Source organism: Microvirga sesbaniae (assembly GCF_025460805.1).
Taxonomy (GTDB): domain Bacteria; phylum Pseudomonadota; class Alphaproteobacteria; order Rhizobiales; family Beijerinckiaceae; genus Microvirga; species Microvirga sesbaniae.
The window spans coordinates 84,652-100,527 of sequence record NZ_JAMXFJ010000004.1 but is presented as its reverse complement, the minus strand read 5'-3'; the positions used below and the strand labels follow the sequence as shown (position 1 = coordinate 100,527).

Below are 15,876 nucleotides of genomic sequence, written 5' to 3'. Positions count from 1 at the left end.
TCGAACCCGATTCGGTTAGAATCGTATCTGCTATGATGGGGTTACATGTTGCTATTGAGCTGATTAGCTGTGGCTAGCAGAGCCGCGTCAGCCTTTGCACACGATCTCCGAAGTATCGGCTCGATATTCTGAAGATGGCGAATGTGGGCGTAGAGGCTAGTTGCCATAGTTGCTGTTAACGGTTCCTGTGCCATTTCAGTCAACCAATCACCCAGGAAACAAGCCCACTCTCCCGCGTCCAAGTAGCTCGCAGCCGCTATAAGCGCTACTCGCAATTCATTGTCGCGAGGCAACTTCGGGCCCGACCGCCGCCTGATCACTCTTGCGAGAACCCGAACTTCATCAGCTAACTGTTGGCTTCTTGTGACTGCTCCAACAGTTGCGAGCCCACTCAACAACGAGAATAGCGTCCGTTCATCACCAATCTGCATTATCTGATACTTTACGCGACGAAGAGCATCCGCCGCCAGCTGTGCATGATCCGGCGTTATCCGATACAGCAGTGTCGAGTTCAGAAGCGGAGCAAATGAGTTCGGTCCCAGAACATCTGACGAGAGTTGCTGTTCCAGCGTCTCTACTAAGTCATGCGGTAGCTCTGCAACCGCCTCCGTGCCTCCCTCCATCGGTCCCGGAAGGTAAGAAAACGGGAACTGTACGTCGCGCTGAAGCCCACTGTCGCCTAAGAGGCGCTCCCGTAGCATCGGGTCGGTGATCTTGAATTCGTTGCGACGGGCTACAGCGCTGATGCGTCCGAGAAACTCTGCTTTTAGTTGGTCGGAAGAAATAAAGTCGGGCAGCCAGCGGGGCTCTCTTCGTAGGTCCACCATCGTCTGCAGATAGAAAATTTGGCCTCGTGCCTTAAGAGCCCACTCTGCAAACGAACTTATGTCTAGTCCGGTCGCAATAACAGCTCGCTCGATCAAAGACGCTTGTGCAAATGCCGCTAGTCTGCGCCAAAATGGAGGCCGATCCCTCCCGATTCCTCTGCGGGCCATTTCACCTAAGACTAAACAGCATAGACACGATAAAAGATTGAAGCGGCCGCTCTCATTATCATCAGCTTCTCGCCAAAGTTTATCAATGAGTTCTGGCAATTTAGACTCTATCCGTGGAAAACGATCAAGGTGGGCTAGGCTGAATTCAATCGCGCCAAGACACGAGACTAAATCACCTTTTTGTAGGAGCCACGCATATAGATACTGGATATCCTCCTCCGCCAGATCGAAGGTTGGAAACTTACCTACAAGGGACGAGTGCCAGGACAAAAGCAAGCCGGACCTAAGGACTTCAATTCTGCGCCAGCGCATCAGAGAACTAAGATGTTCCGCTTCCATTGATGCTACGAACGCACTCAACGTCATGTCTGGCTCACACGCGCCAACCAACCGCTCGTAGTAGCGAAGCTCAATGGGCACCAACGAACTAATATTGACCGAGCGGGCGCGAAGTTCTGCTTCTATGCGCAATACAGACCGAACCGGGGTGTTGTTGAATTCCGATTGCAGTTTGTCGAATTCATCGTCGCTTACTGCGCTGCTTGAGAGCTTAGCGCGCCAATGTTCTGCCGCACTGTCTGTGAGCCCAATTGCTTCAGCTTCCCTGTTGAAGCCGATCATACGATCTTCCCGGGATGGTGAGAGCGGCCAGAACTGTGACGCTATGAAACCGTGTTCTCCGGCAGAAAATCGCAACACTCGTTGTCCGTCCTTATCGTGCACGGACAGATGCCAAACTGAGCCATCTTCAGCAGCAATTTTAGAGCTAGATGTATCTGCCCCAAAGGCCTCCCTAATTGCTTGGAATAGCAATGAACGAGAGAATGGCGGAGATCCGCCGAAAGTAACAGTTGCCTCTGTTGCTAAGCCATAGCGTGTGAGGAATTCCAAGTCGTTGAGGAGCGCGGCCTGTACCGGCGGAGGCACCAGAGACAACATGATCTCGGCGACTTGCGATTGAGACAACGTCTCTCTCATTTCTCTCCGGCTCCTCGCGCATGCTCTTCAACTGCGGCATCAATGAGCGCTTTCAGTTCAGCTAATAGATGCTCGAAAACTTGTGGTTCTTCCTCGTTCAAAGGGGAAAGCACAACATCCGTCAACCACTGCCAGTAAGCTTCCTTTACTTGAGGTGGTACATTGTCAGGTGCATCTAATAGCGACAGGAGTTGACCATGGAATTTTGTCGTGACAATGCTTTCATCTGGAGATGGATCTCGATGGCTCCAGCCGCGCGCATCAATGGCGGCCCAAAGCCAATTCGATCTTGCTCTTGATACTTCCTCGTCTGAGCCCTCGCACCACTGTGACTTGATTGCTAGCAGAAGAGCGTCGAGCGTGTTGTTAAGCCATTCCCATTCTGTGGGTATTTGTAGCGTGTCTGTCATTCTAACGCGTAGTATGTTCTCGCGGATTGCACGTAGTTCCGCACTCTCAACTATGTTTCCGCCAGCCACATCACTGACAGAGAGATATGTTTGAATTTCACCAGCGTCGACGGGAATGAATACAAACCCGAAACGACGCATCGTAGTGCGATGCTCCAAGAGTTCTGCTTCGCTTGTGCGGCCAGTTAGGTGCAAGGATTCGACCAGTTCGACAACCGAGTACAGAGGCTTCATTCCGACGTCAGCATTTATGACGGGATGCTGGTTGAAATAGCGGTCATTGATAATGGCCGAGTCACTGATCTTCATAAGGTCGACTATTCCGACGCTGGGATGCATCCGAACTTCCTCTTCGTCGCCATCCACCTCCCGCGGCCGGGGACCTACTCGAACTTTACCGCTCCTGATCCCCTCGGATAACCAACGTCTCAGCCTCCCGAGTACCTCGCTTACTTGACCTATATTCGCTGCATATCGAATCAGCTGATCTGCTTCTGCGTTAATCTTATTCGAAACTATGGCGCGCAGACCAGCCGAGCGAACCTTTCCCAGTAGACCGAGATGTTGGAGATAGGTGACGGCAAGATCATCCATTAATAGGACAGCCCCGTCCTCAATGACGGGCCGGTGTGGCCACGGTTTTTCCTGGAGCGCAAGATAGGAGAGTGCCTTGCGCTCCTCGGCTGCGGTTATTGCGCCCGTCGACCGTAGCTTCTCCACAACCTCGCGACAGCCGCAAAGGCTGGTACGATATTGAGAGAGATCTGCTTCCTCCTCCATCAGCGAGCCCATACGGTGAACCGGTGCCGGTCGAACCACGATCCACTGCCTGGCGTCCGCACCCCTATCCACTTGGGCTTCGGCTAGGAGCGTGGCGAGATCGTCTCCGACATCGTTCGCTAAAACCACGTCTGGGGCAACTGACGGCTCGAGTACGCTTATTGCATCATCACCTATGAATTGCTTTAGTTCCTGCGCATCGCGAATTCGGCTGGGTTGATGAAACGCAATTCGCTGTTGTTCCTCAAAGAGCCAGCCCAGAGTCGAGTGGGCGATTACTATACAGTCGAATTGTTGCTCGACCGGATCTAGAAGCTCTAATGCTCCCAATGTTAAAAGCGATGTCGGATCGATCGCGACTACTTTGCCTTCGGTAGAGGAGGAGACAGGCCTTGCTCCGCTCCTTGCATAAATAAGAGATCGCCTGCGCGGATCGGGCTCAATGCGGTTTGCCAGAGCTGGCTGGAGGACGAGGCTTACGAGAGTGCGATTAAGAAGTTTCGCTGCCGCGAACAGTGGAAGTTCGCCTGCTTCGAGTTTTGTCCACGTCTCGCGTTCGTGTTTCTCCCAGCCGGGATTCATGTCGAGCATATCTCGCAATGACACTTGGCGAACGGGTCCATTCTCGCCTGAGAATTTCGCCGCAGTTTGGATCCAGCTTGCAATATCAGCTGTTTCGTCGACTCCTGCTTCTATGGCGATAGAGTAGCATCCAACTAATACCGCTGGGTCATCTGCTCCCTTCCTAGCGGCCTCGTACAGAAGATCCTTCAGCCGCAAGGATCGCAGTGCCTTGGCTAGCTGTGCAGCCCGCACAAGTTCCTCTGCACTCCGAGTTTCCCGGTGATTCCACTCCTCTTCGACGAAGGCGAGTAATGCCTCCCAATTCCCTGACGCAATGGCGATGCTGACCAACATCTGGCGATCGCTAGGATCATCACGCTTAGAACGAAGGTCCTTCAGTAGTTCATATGCATCGACTAATGCGCCACTCTGGTACAACGACCAACACCGGAAGGTTTGCAACACCTCAGACTGAGTAATAAGATTGTTGTGCCGGGTAGTAAATTCAATTAGCTGATCATACTGGCCGTCTTCGTAGAGAGCTCTAGAGACACGTATTGCGTCTGATAGATCCTGTGTTCTTTCAAAAAGTAGTTGTGCAAACTCGCTAAGCCGGTGCCAATCTTTGCGCTCCTCCAGCGCATCCACGAGTTTGACTAGATCTCCAATCAACCCAGAGCGTACGAATTCCGCTTCGCGCTGTTCCACCAGATCGCTAGATGTAGACTCTGCAATTATTCGACGAAGCGCCGTATCTCGCGCGTGCGAGAGACCTGCCCTTGTTAGTTCGTCGAGACGCTGCTCAGCCCGTTGCCTCTGACCAGACTGTACGAGCATATCAACCTCCAAGAGGTCGATTCCCCTGATATGACGCTCTAGTTGATCTCGATGATGGGCGATATAGTCTGCCACTCCAGCAGGGTTCTTTTGAGTAAAAGCCAAGGCGAGACGAGCGACGGCTGCATCGATTGATGTTCCAGCAGAGAGAATCGTCTGGCGATCTATCTCTCGTTCGACCGCACCAAGATCGACCTTAACGTCAAACTGCAAAGCGAGAGGCAGGCGCCGAAGTGAGTCAGCTACAGAACGCATGCTAATCTCGAGCTCTGATCGCGCTGCTAGCTGCATTTCAGGATCGCGCAGTCCTAGCCAAAGTGCTGTATCCTCAGCGCCCTTCGCGAAGTACTCCAATCCTAGGGATCGAGCCGCCTCCGCAGACTTCGAGTATAAATCCCTTGCCTCGCGGCGACGATCAAGTGCGTTCACTTCAGCGGATAGTGGAAACGATCGAGCATCGAAGGGCAACTGTTGGAGAGATAAAGCCCTAAGCTCTTCTGGCACGGCTTGAACTAAATGGGCACTTGCGGCCACGTGCAGTAAGATTGGTGTACGCTCGTAATCTGCGTCCGAGAGCGTGCTAGCTGCTGTCAGCGCAGCTTCCCAATCCTCATTTTCCAGCTGACTGTGGATGACAAAGAATTTTCCCTCGGAATCCAAGTCCCGTATTGGGATGTTTGCCCCCGCCAGCCATGCCAAGGCCCTTTTTGATCCGTGCTTATTTATTAGTATAACCAACCCGCCGGTTCGAGCCTCTGGCATGTCGAAGCAAGCCAAGCGCTCAAGGGCTCTACTCTCGTCCATCGTGGATAAGAGTATAGCCTCAGCTATGTTTAGCTGCGCAGAACTTCCAAGGATGCGGGCGTGCTCTAAATAATCTCCGGCCTTCTCCATCGATTTGAAGGCAAGGATACGTGCGCACCAGCTAAGGATTTCGACCTTGCGATCTGGAGCGAGGGAGGACAGTTCACCACCTAATACAGCGTTAGCAAGCCTATCCGCTTCTTCAGATGAATTAAATTCGCCGTAGAACCGAGATTTAAGCAGTCTCTCGAGCCGCTTTTGCGCTTCTGTATCAATGATGCCAATTGGCTGCGGCGCTATTGCTCCAGCGCGGGACAGAGCTTCTGCCTGAGAGCCTAGTGCATGAGCCATGGTCTCGAGGGACCTGGCAAATTGCTCGCCTTGTACACGTGTCTCATTAGTCAGTGCACGAAGCTGCGCCTCCACCACCATGTCACGGTGTTCCCCAGCCAATGGCCGCGAGACGAAGTCTCGGATATGTATATAGACATCGGACCCACGATCCTTGGGCCTAGTAAGGGCATCGTGATCGCAATCGACAGGTATGGGATCGCTTGGCAAGCCAGGATCAGAACTATCTGCCTTTACTACTGTGCCAAAGAGTCCCATTCGCCTCGTCTCGAAAAGAACTAAACTATCGAGTGCGTTTTTGCGCACGTAGGCACGGTACCAGAGGTTAAGGTCCCGCAAAGCGGGATCGTTGCGCTTTAGGCCTAAGGTTGCCGCCGATGGGCGAACAATCAGTTTCAGAAGATTCGCGACCCCGGCTAAGTCCGCTCCGGAGTGTGGCGTACCAAGGAATGCCACGCGCCGGACACGATGCAGAAATTGCTCAACATCCGGTTCGTTCTTGGATCTGCGCTCTGCATTGCGCAGGATTTGTTTGACAACCAAGCCACCCAAGCTGTGCGCCACGAACATAATGTTTCCAACTCGGAGCGCGGGTTCGGCCAAGAGACGGGCGAGGATGTTATCGGCCCGATCTGCGAGATGCATTGCGGTGCCGCCCCATCTCGTTGCTGGCGCATCATATCCGACCATCCATACGGCAACTCCGTTTCGGTCGGACTGAAGCCAAGTGGCCCATAACTCCGGGTTGCGGCCGGACGTCATCCAAGTTTCTTCGATCTTGCCGCGCAGCCCATGCAAAAACAGCACGTGCGTATGCACGTCGTCAAAGTTTGTAGTCTTTGGGATGAGATGAGCCAGGATACGCTCCCAATCGTAATCGGCACAGTGATTGGCATTAGCGCATTGCGGTTACTTTATCCATTCGTGGAATGTAGTTTGTTGGGAATCGTGCAAAGCACTGCGCAAAATTGGGTTGTCGGCAGGATCAACTATGTCGCTAGAGCAACGCGCCCAGCATTGGATAACGATTCGCGATGGGAAGTGCTTCTGGGACAAAGAGATAGTGTCATCGCACTGGCTCTGTCAGAACCGCCGTTGCTCTAGGAACGACGATAGGTTCGTAGCCCTCCTGAGAAGCTGCATAATTATTGAGACGGCTTGGGTGATCTTGAACTGTGCCAGAGCTTGGCCGGATAGCCGGCCCCATCCATGACCGCCTTATCTCTCAACTGCACCCAAGTCGGCTCAGTAACATGTAATAGCGTTTAGGCGCATTGGTGTGAAGCCGTCGCTGTTGAGCGACTGTCTCCGCGGTGAGATCCGTGCCTAACTCTTCCCTTGAATAACAGAACGGCGCGCCTTTAGAGGGCGCACCGTGGCAATTCAAATCCCGTGCTATTTGCTTGATGCCAGACCTTTTCGGGAGATTTCTGGAAACTTCGCCTTATTTGGCTAATGGTCCAAAAACCAGCTTAATCAGTTCTCAAACGAACCCTAACTGGTTTCTTTTGGGGTCTAATTGGTTTCCGGAACACAACAGGACGCGATCAGACGTCCAGGTTCGCCACCGAGAGGGCGTTTTCCTGGATGAACTCGCGACGCGGCTCGACCACGTCGCCCATGAGCTTGACGAACAGGTCGTCCGCGTCGGTGGTGTCCTTCACCTTGACCTGCAGCAGCGAGCGCACGTCGCGGTCGAGCGTCGTCTCCCAGAGCTGCTGGGCGGTCATCTCGCCAAGGCCTTTGTAGCGCTGGAGCTGCAGGCCCTTGCGGCCGGCGGACAGCACCGACTGGAACAGCGAGAGCGGGCCGTCGATCTGCATCTCGTCGTTCTTGCGCACGAGCCTCGCCGGCTTGGCGTAGACGTCCTGCAGGGTCGTGGCGCGCTCGTCGAGCTTCTTGGCTTCCTGGCTGGCGATGAGGGCCTGATCGAGGGTCGCGGTCTGCTTCACGCCGCGCACGGTGCGGGAGAACACATAGCCGCCCTCATGCACCTCGCCGGTCCAGCCGCGTTCGAGTTCTTCCGAGATCGCGTCCAGACGCTGGGCGATGTAGGCCGCAGCGGCAGGTCCCTTCTGCGGATCGTCCACCACATCGGGGCGAAGCGCCCCGGCGATCGCCGCCTGCTCGACCACCTTGCGGTCGTAGCGCGTGTGCAGGCTGTTGAGCACCTGTCGCACGAGGCGGGCCTCGTCGATGAGGCCCTTCAGCTGATCGCCCTGGAACGAGACGCCGGTTTCGAGCTGCAGCGCGGCGCTCTCGACGCCTTCGCCGATGAGGTAGTCTTCCAGGGCGCGCTCGTCCTTCAGGTAGATCGAGGACTTGCCGCGGGTCGCCTTGTAGAGCGGCGGCTGGGCGATGTAGAGGTGTCCGCGCTCGATCAGGTCCGGCATCTGCCGGAAGAAGAACGTGAGCAGCAGGGTGCGGATGTGCGAGCCGTCCACGTCCGCATCGGTCATGATGATGATGCGATGGTAGCGCAGCTTGTCGAGGTTGAACTCCTCGCGGCCGATGCCCGTGCCGAGGGCGGTGATCAGCGTGCCGATCTCCTGGCTGGACAGCATCTTGTCGAAGCGCGCACGTTCCACGTTAAGGATCTTGCCGCGCAGGGGAAGAACCGCCTGGAAGGCGCGGTCGCGGCCCTGCTTGGCGGAGCCGCCGGCGGAATCGCCCTCCACGAGGAGCAATTCGCACTTGGACGGATCACGCTCCTGGCAATCGGCGAGCTTGCCCGGCAGCGACGCGATGTCGAGCGCACCCTTGCGGCGGGTGAGCTCGCGCGCCTTGCGGGCGGCCTCGCGGGCGGCGGCGGCTTCCACCACCTTGCCCACGAGGGTGCGGGCCTCTTGCGGGTGCTCCTCGAGCCAGTTGTTGAGCGCCTCGTTCATGACGTTCTCGACGGCAGGGCGCACCTCGGACGAGACGAGCTTGTCCTTCGTCTGCGACGAGAATTTGGGATCGGGCACCTTCACGGACACGACGGCGGTAAGGCCTTCGCGGCAGTCGTCACCGGTCAGGGAGACCTTCTCCTTCTTCGTGAGGCCGGAGGATTCCGCATAGCCGTTCACCTGGCGCGTCAGCGCCGCCCGGAAGCCCGCCAGGTGCGTGCCGCCATCGCGCTGCGGGATGTTGTTGGTGAAGCAGAGCACGTTCTCGTGGTACGAGTCGTTCCACCACAGGGCCACTTCGACGCCGATGCCGTCCTTCTCGGAGCGGATCATGACCGGCTGCTGGATCAGCGGGGTCTTGGCGCGGTCGAGATAGCGCACGAAGGCCTCGACGCCGCCCTCGTACATCAGCTCCTCGCGCTTGTGCTCCGCATGGCGCTTGTCGGTGAGGATGATGCGCACGCCCGAATTGAGGAAGGCCAGCTCGCGCAGGCGGTGCTCGAGGGTCGCGTAATCGAACTCCACCATGGTGAAGGTCTCAGGGCTCGGCGTGAAGGTCACTTCCGTCCCGCGCTTGTTCGGCGCATCGCCCACGACGGCGAGCGGCGCCACCGCGTCGCCGTGGCGGAACTCCATGAAGTGTTCCTTGCCGCTGCGGTAGATGCGCAGCTTCAGCGAGGTCGAGAGGGCGTTCACCACCGACACGCCCACCCCGTGCAGACCGCCCGAGACCTTGTAGGAATTCTGGTCGAACTTACCGCCCGCATGGAGCTGGGTCATGATGACCTCGGCGGCCGAGACGCCTTCGCCCGGATGGATGTCGGTGGGGATGCCGCGGCCATTGTCGGTGACGGTCACCGAGCCGTCCGCATTGAGCGTGACGGTGACTTCCGTTGCGTGACCGGCGAGCGCCTCGTCGATGGCGTTGTCCACCACCTCGTAGACCATGTGGTGCAGGCCCGAGCCGTCATCGGTATCGCCGATATACATGCCCGGCCGCTTGCGCACCGCATCAAGGCCCTTGAGCACCTTGATCGATTCCGCGCCATAGGCGTCGGCATTCACGTTGATAGCAGGTTCGGCCATTTGGGATCCTTCAAGACGCGCGGAAAAAGGGGCAGGCGCGCCCGGGTTTTGATTCGTCAGATCAGTTATTTAGGGATGAATGGTTGAAATTTCACCCCCATGGGCCTACGCGCGCGCGTCACGGGGCGGAAAAATCCACCAAAAACCGCCGAATCGGGCCGTTTCAGGAGCGGTCCATGGCCTCAGGCCGCGGGGACCTTCACCGTGACGCAACGGCGGCCGCCGCCCCGGCCAGCAGGGCGCCCGTGGTGCGGTTGAGGATCCGGACCGCCCGCGGCGTGGTGAAGAGCTGCCGGGCCCGGGCGGCGAGCACGATATAGCCGGCGAAGACCACGCCCAGCACGGTCAGGGTCGCGGCCACCAGTTCGGCATAGCCCAGCAGCGAGATCCGGGTGAGATCGAGGATCGTGGGCAGGAGCGCGAGGTAGAAGACGATCGTCTTCGGGTTGCCCAGGGTGAGCGCAAGCCCGCCGAGGAGGAGCTTGGCCGGGTGCTCGGCCCGCCTGTCCGCCCGAACGTCCTTGGCGAGCGCCGGGGCCGTCCAGATCTTGTAGGCGATGTAGAGCAGATAGGCGGCGCCGGCATATTTGATGACCAGGAACACCTCGTGGAAGGCCTGGGCCAGGGCCGCGAGCCCGAGGATCGCGCAGGTCAGCCAGACCACGTCGCCGAGGGCCACGCCGATGCTGAAGGCCACGGTCTCCTTGGGCCCGCGGCCGAGGACACGTCCGACGATGGCCGCGACCCCGGGGCCCGGCGACGCGGCAGCGATGAAGAGGGCGGAGGAGAAGAGCAGCAGGCCTGCAAGGTCCATGGTCGTGACGCCCGGAGAGACAATGTTGCCGCCAGCATAAGGCCAGGCGGCCTCGAAGGCCATCAAGGAGTTGTGATGGGTTCGATCACGCCGGCTGACACCTGCAGCAGATCGGCCCGGCCCTGCAGCCCGGCGAACAGGCCAGGATCCGCTCCCGTCATCCAGACCTGCCCGCCGAGGGATTCGAGCGCGTCGTAGAGACCCGCCCGGCGGCGGGGATCGAGATGGGCCGCGACCTCGTCGAGTAGCACGAAGGGGGCGATTCCGCTCATGCTCGCGACGAGCCGGGCATGGGCGAGCACGAGCCCGATCAGCAGCGCCTTCTGCTCGCCCGTGGACGCCGTGTTGGCCGGAATGTCCTTGGGCCCATGGCGCACGAGCAGATCCGAGGCCTGAGGCCCGACGAGGGTGCGCCCGGCTGCCCGGTCGCGGTGCCGGTGGTCCCGCAGGATCGCCCGGTAGCGGTCCTCGGCATCGACCGCCGGCAGGGTGGCCACGAGCGCATCGAGTTCGCCCTCCAGACCCATCGTGGCGAAGGGGAAAGGGGATTCCTCCTCGCGGGTTTCGAGGATGAGGCTCGCCAGCCGCTCCACGGTTTCGCGGCGGGCGGCGACGACCGCGATGGCGAGTTCCGCCACCTCGCGTTCGAGCGCGTCGAGCCACAGGCGGTCGTCCGGATTGTCCTCGAGCACCCGGTTGCGGGAGCGGAGCGCCCGCTCCAGGGCATTCACCCGCGTCCCGTGCTCCGCGTCGACCGCGAGCACGAGACGATCGAGGAAGCGCCGACGGTCACCGGCGGGTCCGCGGAACAGGGCATCGAGGTCGGGCGTGAGCCAGACGATGCGCAGATACTCGGCGAAGGCCGTCGGCGAGGAGGCGGGCATGCCGTCGATGCGGCAGACCCGCGACGCACGGGAGCCTTCATGCTGAGGTTCCACTCCCGTGCCGAGGCGATGCTCGCCATAGGGCGCGTCGAGGGTCACGGAAACGGCGAACGAGCCCGGCCCCTCGTTCCGCGCCATCTCGCCGAGCTCGGCGCGCCGCAGGCCCCGCCCGGGCATGAAGAGCGAGATCGCCTCGAGCACGTTGGTCTTTCCGGCACCATTCTCGCCCACGAGCGCCACGAGCGGGCGCGAGACGGTGAGATCCAGGCTCGCATAGGTGCGGAAATCCTGGAGGATCAGGCGGGCGATTCGGGAGGCGGCAACGGGCGAGGAGGACATGCGCCCCCTTCATTCAGGAGCGGACGCGAAAGATCAAGCGCCGCCGAAGCGGTTCGGGATCATGGCGGGCTGCATGCAGGACAAGCTCCTCTTGTCCGAGATCGCCGGCACATGGCCGGCGATGACGGGGGCTTCGTCCTGTGTACGATCCGGGGTTCTGCCTTGCAGCCCCGGATTGGACATGGGCCGATCAGACGCGCATCGGCATCAGGACGTAGAGCGCCGATGCGCCTTCCCGGTCCTGGACGATGGTCGGCGAGCCGGGATCCGCCAGCTTGAACAGGGCGGTGTCGCCGTCGAGCTGGGCCGTGATATCGAGGAGATAGCGGGCGTTGAAGCCGATATCGATCGGGGTCGCATCATAATCGACCTCGATCTCCTCCGTGGCGCTGCCCGAATCCGGGTTGTTGACCGTGAGCGTCAGGCGCCCGTCGTTGAGCGCGAGCTTCACCGCGCGGCCGCGCTCGGACGAGATGGTGGAGACGCGGTCGACGGCCTTGGAGAAATCGGCGCGCTCGACCACGAGCACCTTGTCGTTGCCGGCGGGAATGACGCGCTGGTAGTCGGGGAAGGTGCCGTCGATGAGCTTGGAGGTCAGCACCACGCCGTCGAAGGTCAGCCGCACCTTGGCGGAGGACAACTCGACCGTGATGGTCTCGGAGCCGTCCTCCACGAGCTTGACGATCTCGGCCACGGCCTTGCGGGGCACGATCACGCCGGGCATGCCTTCCGAACCCGTAGGGGCCGGGATCTCGACCCGGGCGAGGCGATGGCCGTCCGTAGCGACAGCCCGCATGACAATGGCGCCGCCCGCATCCAGGGTGTGGAGATAGATTCCGTTGAGATAGTAGCGCGTCTCCTCGGTGGAGATCGCGAACTGCGTCTTCTCGATCAGGCGCTTGAGATCGGCGGCGGCCAGCGTGAAGCGGTGCGGCAGGTCGCCGGCGGCGAGATCCGGAAAATCGCTTTCCGGCAGCGCCTGCAGCATGAAGCGCGAGCGGCCGGAGCGGATCTGCATCTGGCCCATATCGGGGGTCATTTCGAGCGAGACCTGGGCGCCGTCGGAGAGCTTGCGCACGATGTCGTAGATCATGTAGGCCGGCACCGTGGTCGAGCCGGCTTCCGTGATCTCGGCCGGGATCGTCTCCGTGACCTCGATGTCGAGGTCGGTGGCCTTGAGGCGGAGCGATCCCTCGTCCGCGCGCAGGAGGACGTTGGACAGGATCGGAATGGTGTTGCGGCGCTCGACGACGCGGTGCACATGCCCCAGCGCCTTCAGCAGAGCGGCGCGCTCAACGGTAACTCTCATAACCTAGCACCTGGTTTCGGTGAAATTCTTGGCTCGTGCCCGCGAAGGACGAGCTTCGGACGGGACAAGCAGGGCAGCAATGTTGGCGTTTGTCGCCTGAGAAAGCAAGGCCGGGCGATGCCCGGCCCTGTCCGCCCGCGGCGGCCGGATCCGAAGGCCTATTCCTGCAGCATCCGCTTGAGGAGCTCGACCTCGTCCGAGAGGGCGTGGTCTTCGCCCAGGGCCTTCTCGATCTTGCGCACCGCATGGAGCACGGTGGTGTGGTCGCGCCCTCCGAAGCGGCGGCCGATCTCGGGCAGAGACCGCAGCGTCAGCACCTTGGACAGGTACATGGCGATCTGGCGCGGCCGCACCACGGCGGCGGTGCGGCGCTCCGAGAGGATGTCGGAGCGGGAGACGTTGTAGCGGGAGGCCACCAGCTTCTGGATGTCCTCGATCTTTACCCGCTTGGGTTCCCGGTTGCGCACCAGGTCTCGGATCGCGGTCTCGGCGGTCTCCAGCGTGATGGCGGAGCCGGTGAGAGTCGCGTGGGCGAGCAGGCGGTTCACGGCGCCTTCGAGGTCGCGTCCGTTCGCCGTGATGGCGCGGGCCACGTAGGCGATCACGTTCGGGCCCACCTCGAAGGTGGGATGGATTGTCTTCAGGGCGTCGACCCGGGTGGTGAGGATGGAGGTGCGCAGTGCCTCGTCGAGGGCGCTGACCTCCACCACGAGGCCGCCTGCGAGGCGCGAGCGCACGCGCTCGTCGAGGTTTTCGAGATCCGCCGGCGGCCGGTCGGCGGCGATCACGATCTGGCGGCCCGCATCGATGAGGGCGTTCAGCGTGTGCCCGAATTCCTGCTGGATCTGCTTTCCTTGGATGAACTGCACGTCGTCGATGATGAGCAGGTCAATGCCGCGAAGGCGTTCCTTGAAGGCCAGGGACGTCTGCGCCTTCAGGGAGGCGACGAAGCCGTACATGAAGCGGTCGGCCGTCAGATAGATGACGCGGCGGCCCTGCGCCCGCACCTCATGGCCGATGGCATGGAGGAGATGCGTCTTGCCGAGGCCTACGCCCGCATGAAGATAAAGCGGGTTGTAGATGGCCTGACCGTTCTGCGCGTGCGCCACCCGGTCCGCGGCCGCATGAGCGAGCGCGTTGGAGCGGCCGACGATGAAGCTCTCAAAGGTGAGGCGGGAATCGAGCGGAGCCCCGCCGAGGTCGCCGTTCTCGCCCCGCTCCTCCTGGGGAGCGGCCGCCGAGGGGGATTTGATCTCCCCGGCCAGGCTCGGCATCGCCATGGAGGCGGTCGGAGCCGGGCGTGGGGCTTCGGTGACCCGGCGCTGGGCCGCGGGATCGCGTCCGAGCGTGTTGCGCACGCCGATGGAGACGCGCTCCACGTCGCCGGCCTCGGAGCGGTAGACCGCCAGCACCCGGTCTGCATAGTGGGACTCGATCCAGCTTTTCAGGAAGCGGGTGGGAACGGTGAGATAGGCGCAGCCCTCGATCACCGAATCCAGCTCCAGGCGTCCGAACCAGCTCGCGAAGATATCCTCCCCCAGTTCGGCCCGGAGACGGCGCTTGACGCGCGTCCACACATCCGATGCCGTCTGCTCGCCCGGGGACTCCATGCCGTTCTCGCTGGGAGCGGCAAAGGTGCGGTGATCTTCGCTGCGATACATCAATGTTCCTCCACGAGGTTCCGCCTCCTTTAAGGTCGGAAACCCCCACGCATGACCCGTTTCGAACACCGAGGCACAAAGGCCTCACAGGTTATCCAAAACGCGGCGCCCCCAATTGTACTAAAGATTATTTGAACGCTTTTAAGTGGAGACGGTCGCTGACTGCCGTCTCCTTCGTCTTCACTCAAGGTCTATCAAGTTTACCTCTCGGTAAAGGATGAGCCTTCGCTTGCTTCTGGAGAGAATGAAACAACGACTGATCCCCGCACATGGTGTCTTTAGTTCGAGCTTTGAGTGAATGACTTCACGGCGAGCCGTTGAAGCGAATTGACCTTACACAGGGTGCGGGACGGGGTGCAATACGGCCGAGTCGAGTCACGGGGGGCTGCAAGCCCTTTGTTGCGTTCACAGCCTCGTCCACAGCTTTTGAATCTGGGCTTTAAAGTCCTGACTCTTCAACTGATTCACTGTTCCACCACAGCCTGTCCCGAGCCTGAAAAAAGAGTCTTTGCGCAACCTTGATTCAGAACCGATTCGCCGCGACTCGGGAGGTGATTCTGATGCTTCGCGATGCTTTGCCTGCTAAGCTCTTGATGTCACTGGATGTTTTATGTGCAGTTTGAATTTGCTCTGTGGAGCTTTCACCCTGTCAGGCGGGGATAAAGTCAAGCTGCGGTGTGGATAAAATTTGACCGCGGAATCGGGGCTCAGAGACGAAAAAACCCGGCCGCGAGGCCGGGTCTGATCGATGATGGAAGTCAGCGGTGGAGGCTGCTTCTTAGGCGCTCAGCGTCTTGATGCGGCTCGCCAGGCGCGAGACCTTCCGGGACGCGGTGTTCTTGTGCACGATGCCCTTCTGGGCGGCGCGCATCATCTCCGGCTCGGCGGCGCGCAGAGCGGCCACGGCCTCGGTCTGGTTGCCGGCGGCGATCGCCTCTTCGACCTTGCGGACGAAGGTCCGCATCCGGCTGCGACGCGACTTGTTGATCGCGGTGCGCTTCGCGATCTTGCGGGTCATCTTCTTGGCGGACACGGTGTTGGCCATGGCCCATCCTCGTTCTTTAAAATCCCGATGCGCCAAGCTCGAGCCCATCGAGAACTCCGGCAGCGATCGGTTGATTGCATGGAAACCGAAGAGCCCGCGGGACGCGCGGGCTCATGTGAGGCGGCTTATAG

The 15,876-nt window shown here is 59.9% G+C and carries 8 protein-coding genes; all 8 read right to left on the bottom strand.

Features of this window, described 5'->3' with window-relative positions; all coding sequences use genetic code 11:
• Positions 1 to 41: 41 nt before the first annotated feature.
• Positions 42 to 1,973 (bottom strand): hypothetical protein, encoded by a 1,932-nt coding sequence (locus OCW50_RS08005; protein WP_262297076.1) that lies wholly within the window; start codon positions 1,971 to 1,973, stop codon positions 42 to 44.
• Positions 1,970 to 6,526 (bottom strand): esterase/lipase family protein, encoded by a 4,557-nt coding sequence (locus tag OCW50_RS08000; protein WP_262297075.1) that lies wholly within the window; start codon positions 6,524 to 6,526, stop codon positions 1,970 to 1,972. Before OCW50_RS08000 ends, OCW50_RS08005 begins: the two co-directional genes overlap by 4 nt.
• A 740-nt stretch (positions 6,527 to 7,266) precedes the next feature.
• On the bottom strand, positions 7,267 to 9,693 hold the full coding sequence (gyrB, locus tag OCW50_RS07995; protein ID WP_262271395.1) for a DNA topoisomerase (ATP-hydrolyzing) subunit B: 2,427 nt from the start codon (positions 9,691 to 9,693) through the stop codon (positions 7,267 to 7,269).
• Positions 9,694 to 9,892: 199 nt separating this feature from the next.
• The gene (locus tag OCW50_RS07990) at positions 9,893 to 10,570 is read right to left on the bottom strand and encodes a LysE family translocator (protein ID WP_315974405.1); all 678 of its coding nucleotides are present in this window, start codon (positions 10,568 to 10,570) and stop codon (positions 9,893 to 9,895) included.
• Positions 10,570 to 11,730: a DNA replication/repair protein RecF gene (gene recF, locus OCW50_RS07985; RefSeq protein WP_262297074.1), complete on the bottom strand. Its 1,161-nt coding sequence runs from the start codon at positions 11,728 to 11,730 to the stop codon at positions 10,570 to 10,572. The genes OCW50_RS07990 and recF overlap by 1 nt, the downstream gene beginning before the upstream one ends.
• 190 nt (positions 11,731 to 11,920) lie before the next feature.
• Positions 11,921 to 13,039, bottom strand: a complete 1,119-nt coding sequence (gene dnaN, locus OCW50_RS07980) for a DNA polymerase III subunit beta (protein WP_262297073.1) — start codon at positions 13,037 to 13,039, stop codon at positions 11,921 to 11,923.
• Positions 13,040 to 13,197: 158 nt separating this feature from the next.
• Complete coding sequence (gene dnaA, locus OCW50_RS07975) at positions 13,198 to 14,649, bottom strand: chromosomal replication initiator protein DnaA (RefSeq protein WP_262271400.1); 1,452 nt, start codon at positions 14,647 to 14,649, stop codon at positions 13,198 to 13,200.
• A gap of 829 nt (positions 14,650 to 15,478) precedes the next feature.
• On the bottom strand, positions 15,479 to 15,745 hold the full coding sequence (gene rpsT, locus OCW50_RS07970) for a 30S ribosomal protein S20 (protein ID WP_114947025.1): 267 nt from the start codon (positions 15,743 to 15,745) through the stop codon (positions 15,479 to 15,481).
• Between the last annotated feature and the right edge of the window lie 131 nt (positions 15,746 to 15,876).

Bases quoted from the DNA above. Each gene is read 5' to 3' on its own strand.
- dnaA (WP_262271400.1), bottom strand. From the start codon at position 14,649: ATGGAGTCCCCGGGCGAGCAGACGGCATCGGATGTGTGGACGCGCGTC.
- gyrB (WP_262271395.1), bottom strand. From the start codon at position 9,693: ATGGCCGAACCTGCTATCAACGTGAATGCCGACGCCTATGGCGCGGAA.
- OCW50_RS07990 (WP_315974405.1), bottom strand. From the start codon at position 10,570: ATGGCCTTCGAGGCCGCCTGGCCTTATGCTGGCGGCAACATTGTCTCT.
- OCW50_RS08005 (WP_262297076.1), bottom strand. From the start codon at position 1,973: ATGAGAGAGACGTTGTCTCAATCGCAAGTCGCCGAGATCATGTTGTCT.
- rpsT (WP_114947025.1), bottom strand. From the start codon at position 15,745: ATGGCCAACACCGTGTCCGCCAAGAAGATGACCCGCAAGATCGCGAAG.
- recF (WP_262297074.1), bottom strand. From the start codon at position 11,730: ATGTCCTCCTCGCCCGTTGCCGCCTCCCGAATCGCCCGCCTGATCCTC.
- dnaN (WP_262297073.1), bottom strand. From the start codon at position 13,039: ATGAGAGTTACCGTTGAGCGCGCCGCTCTGCTGAAGGCGCTGGGGCAT.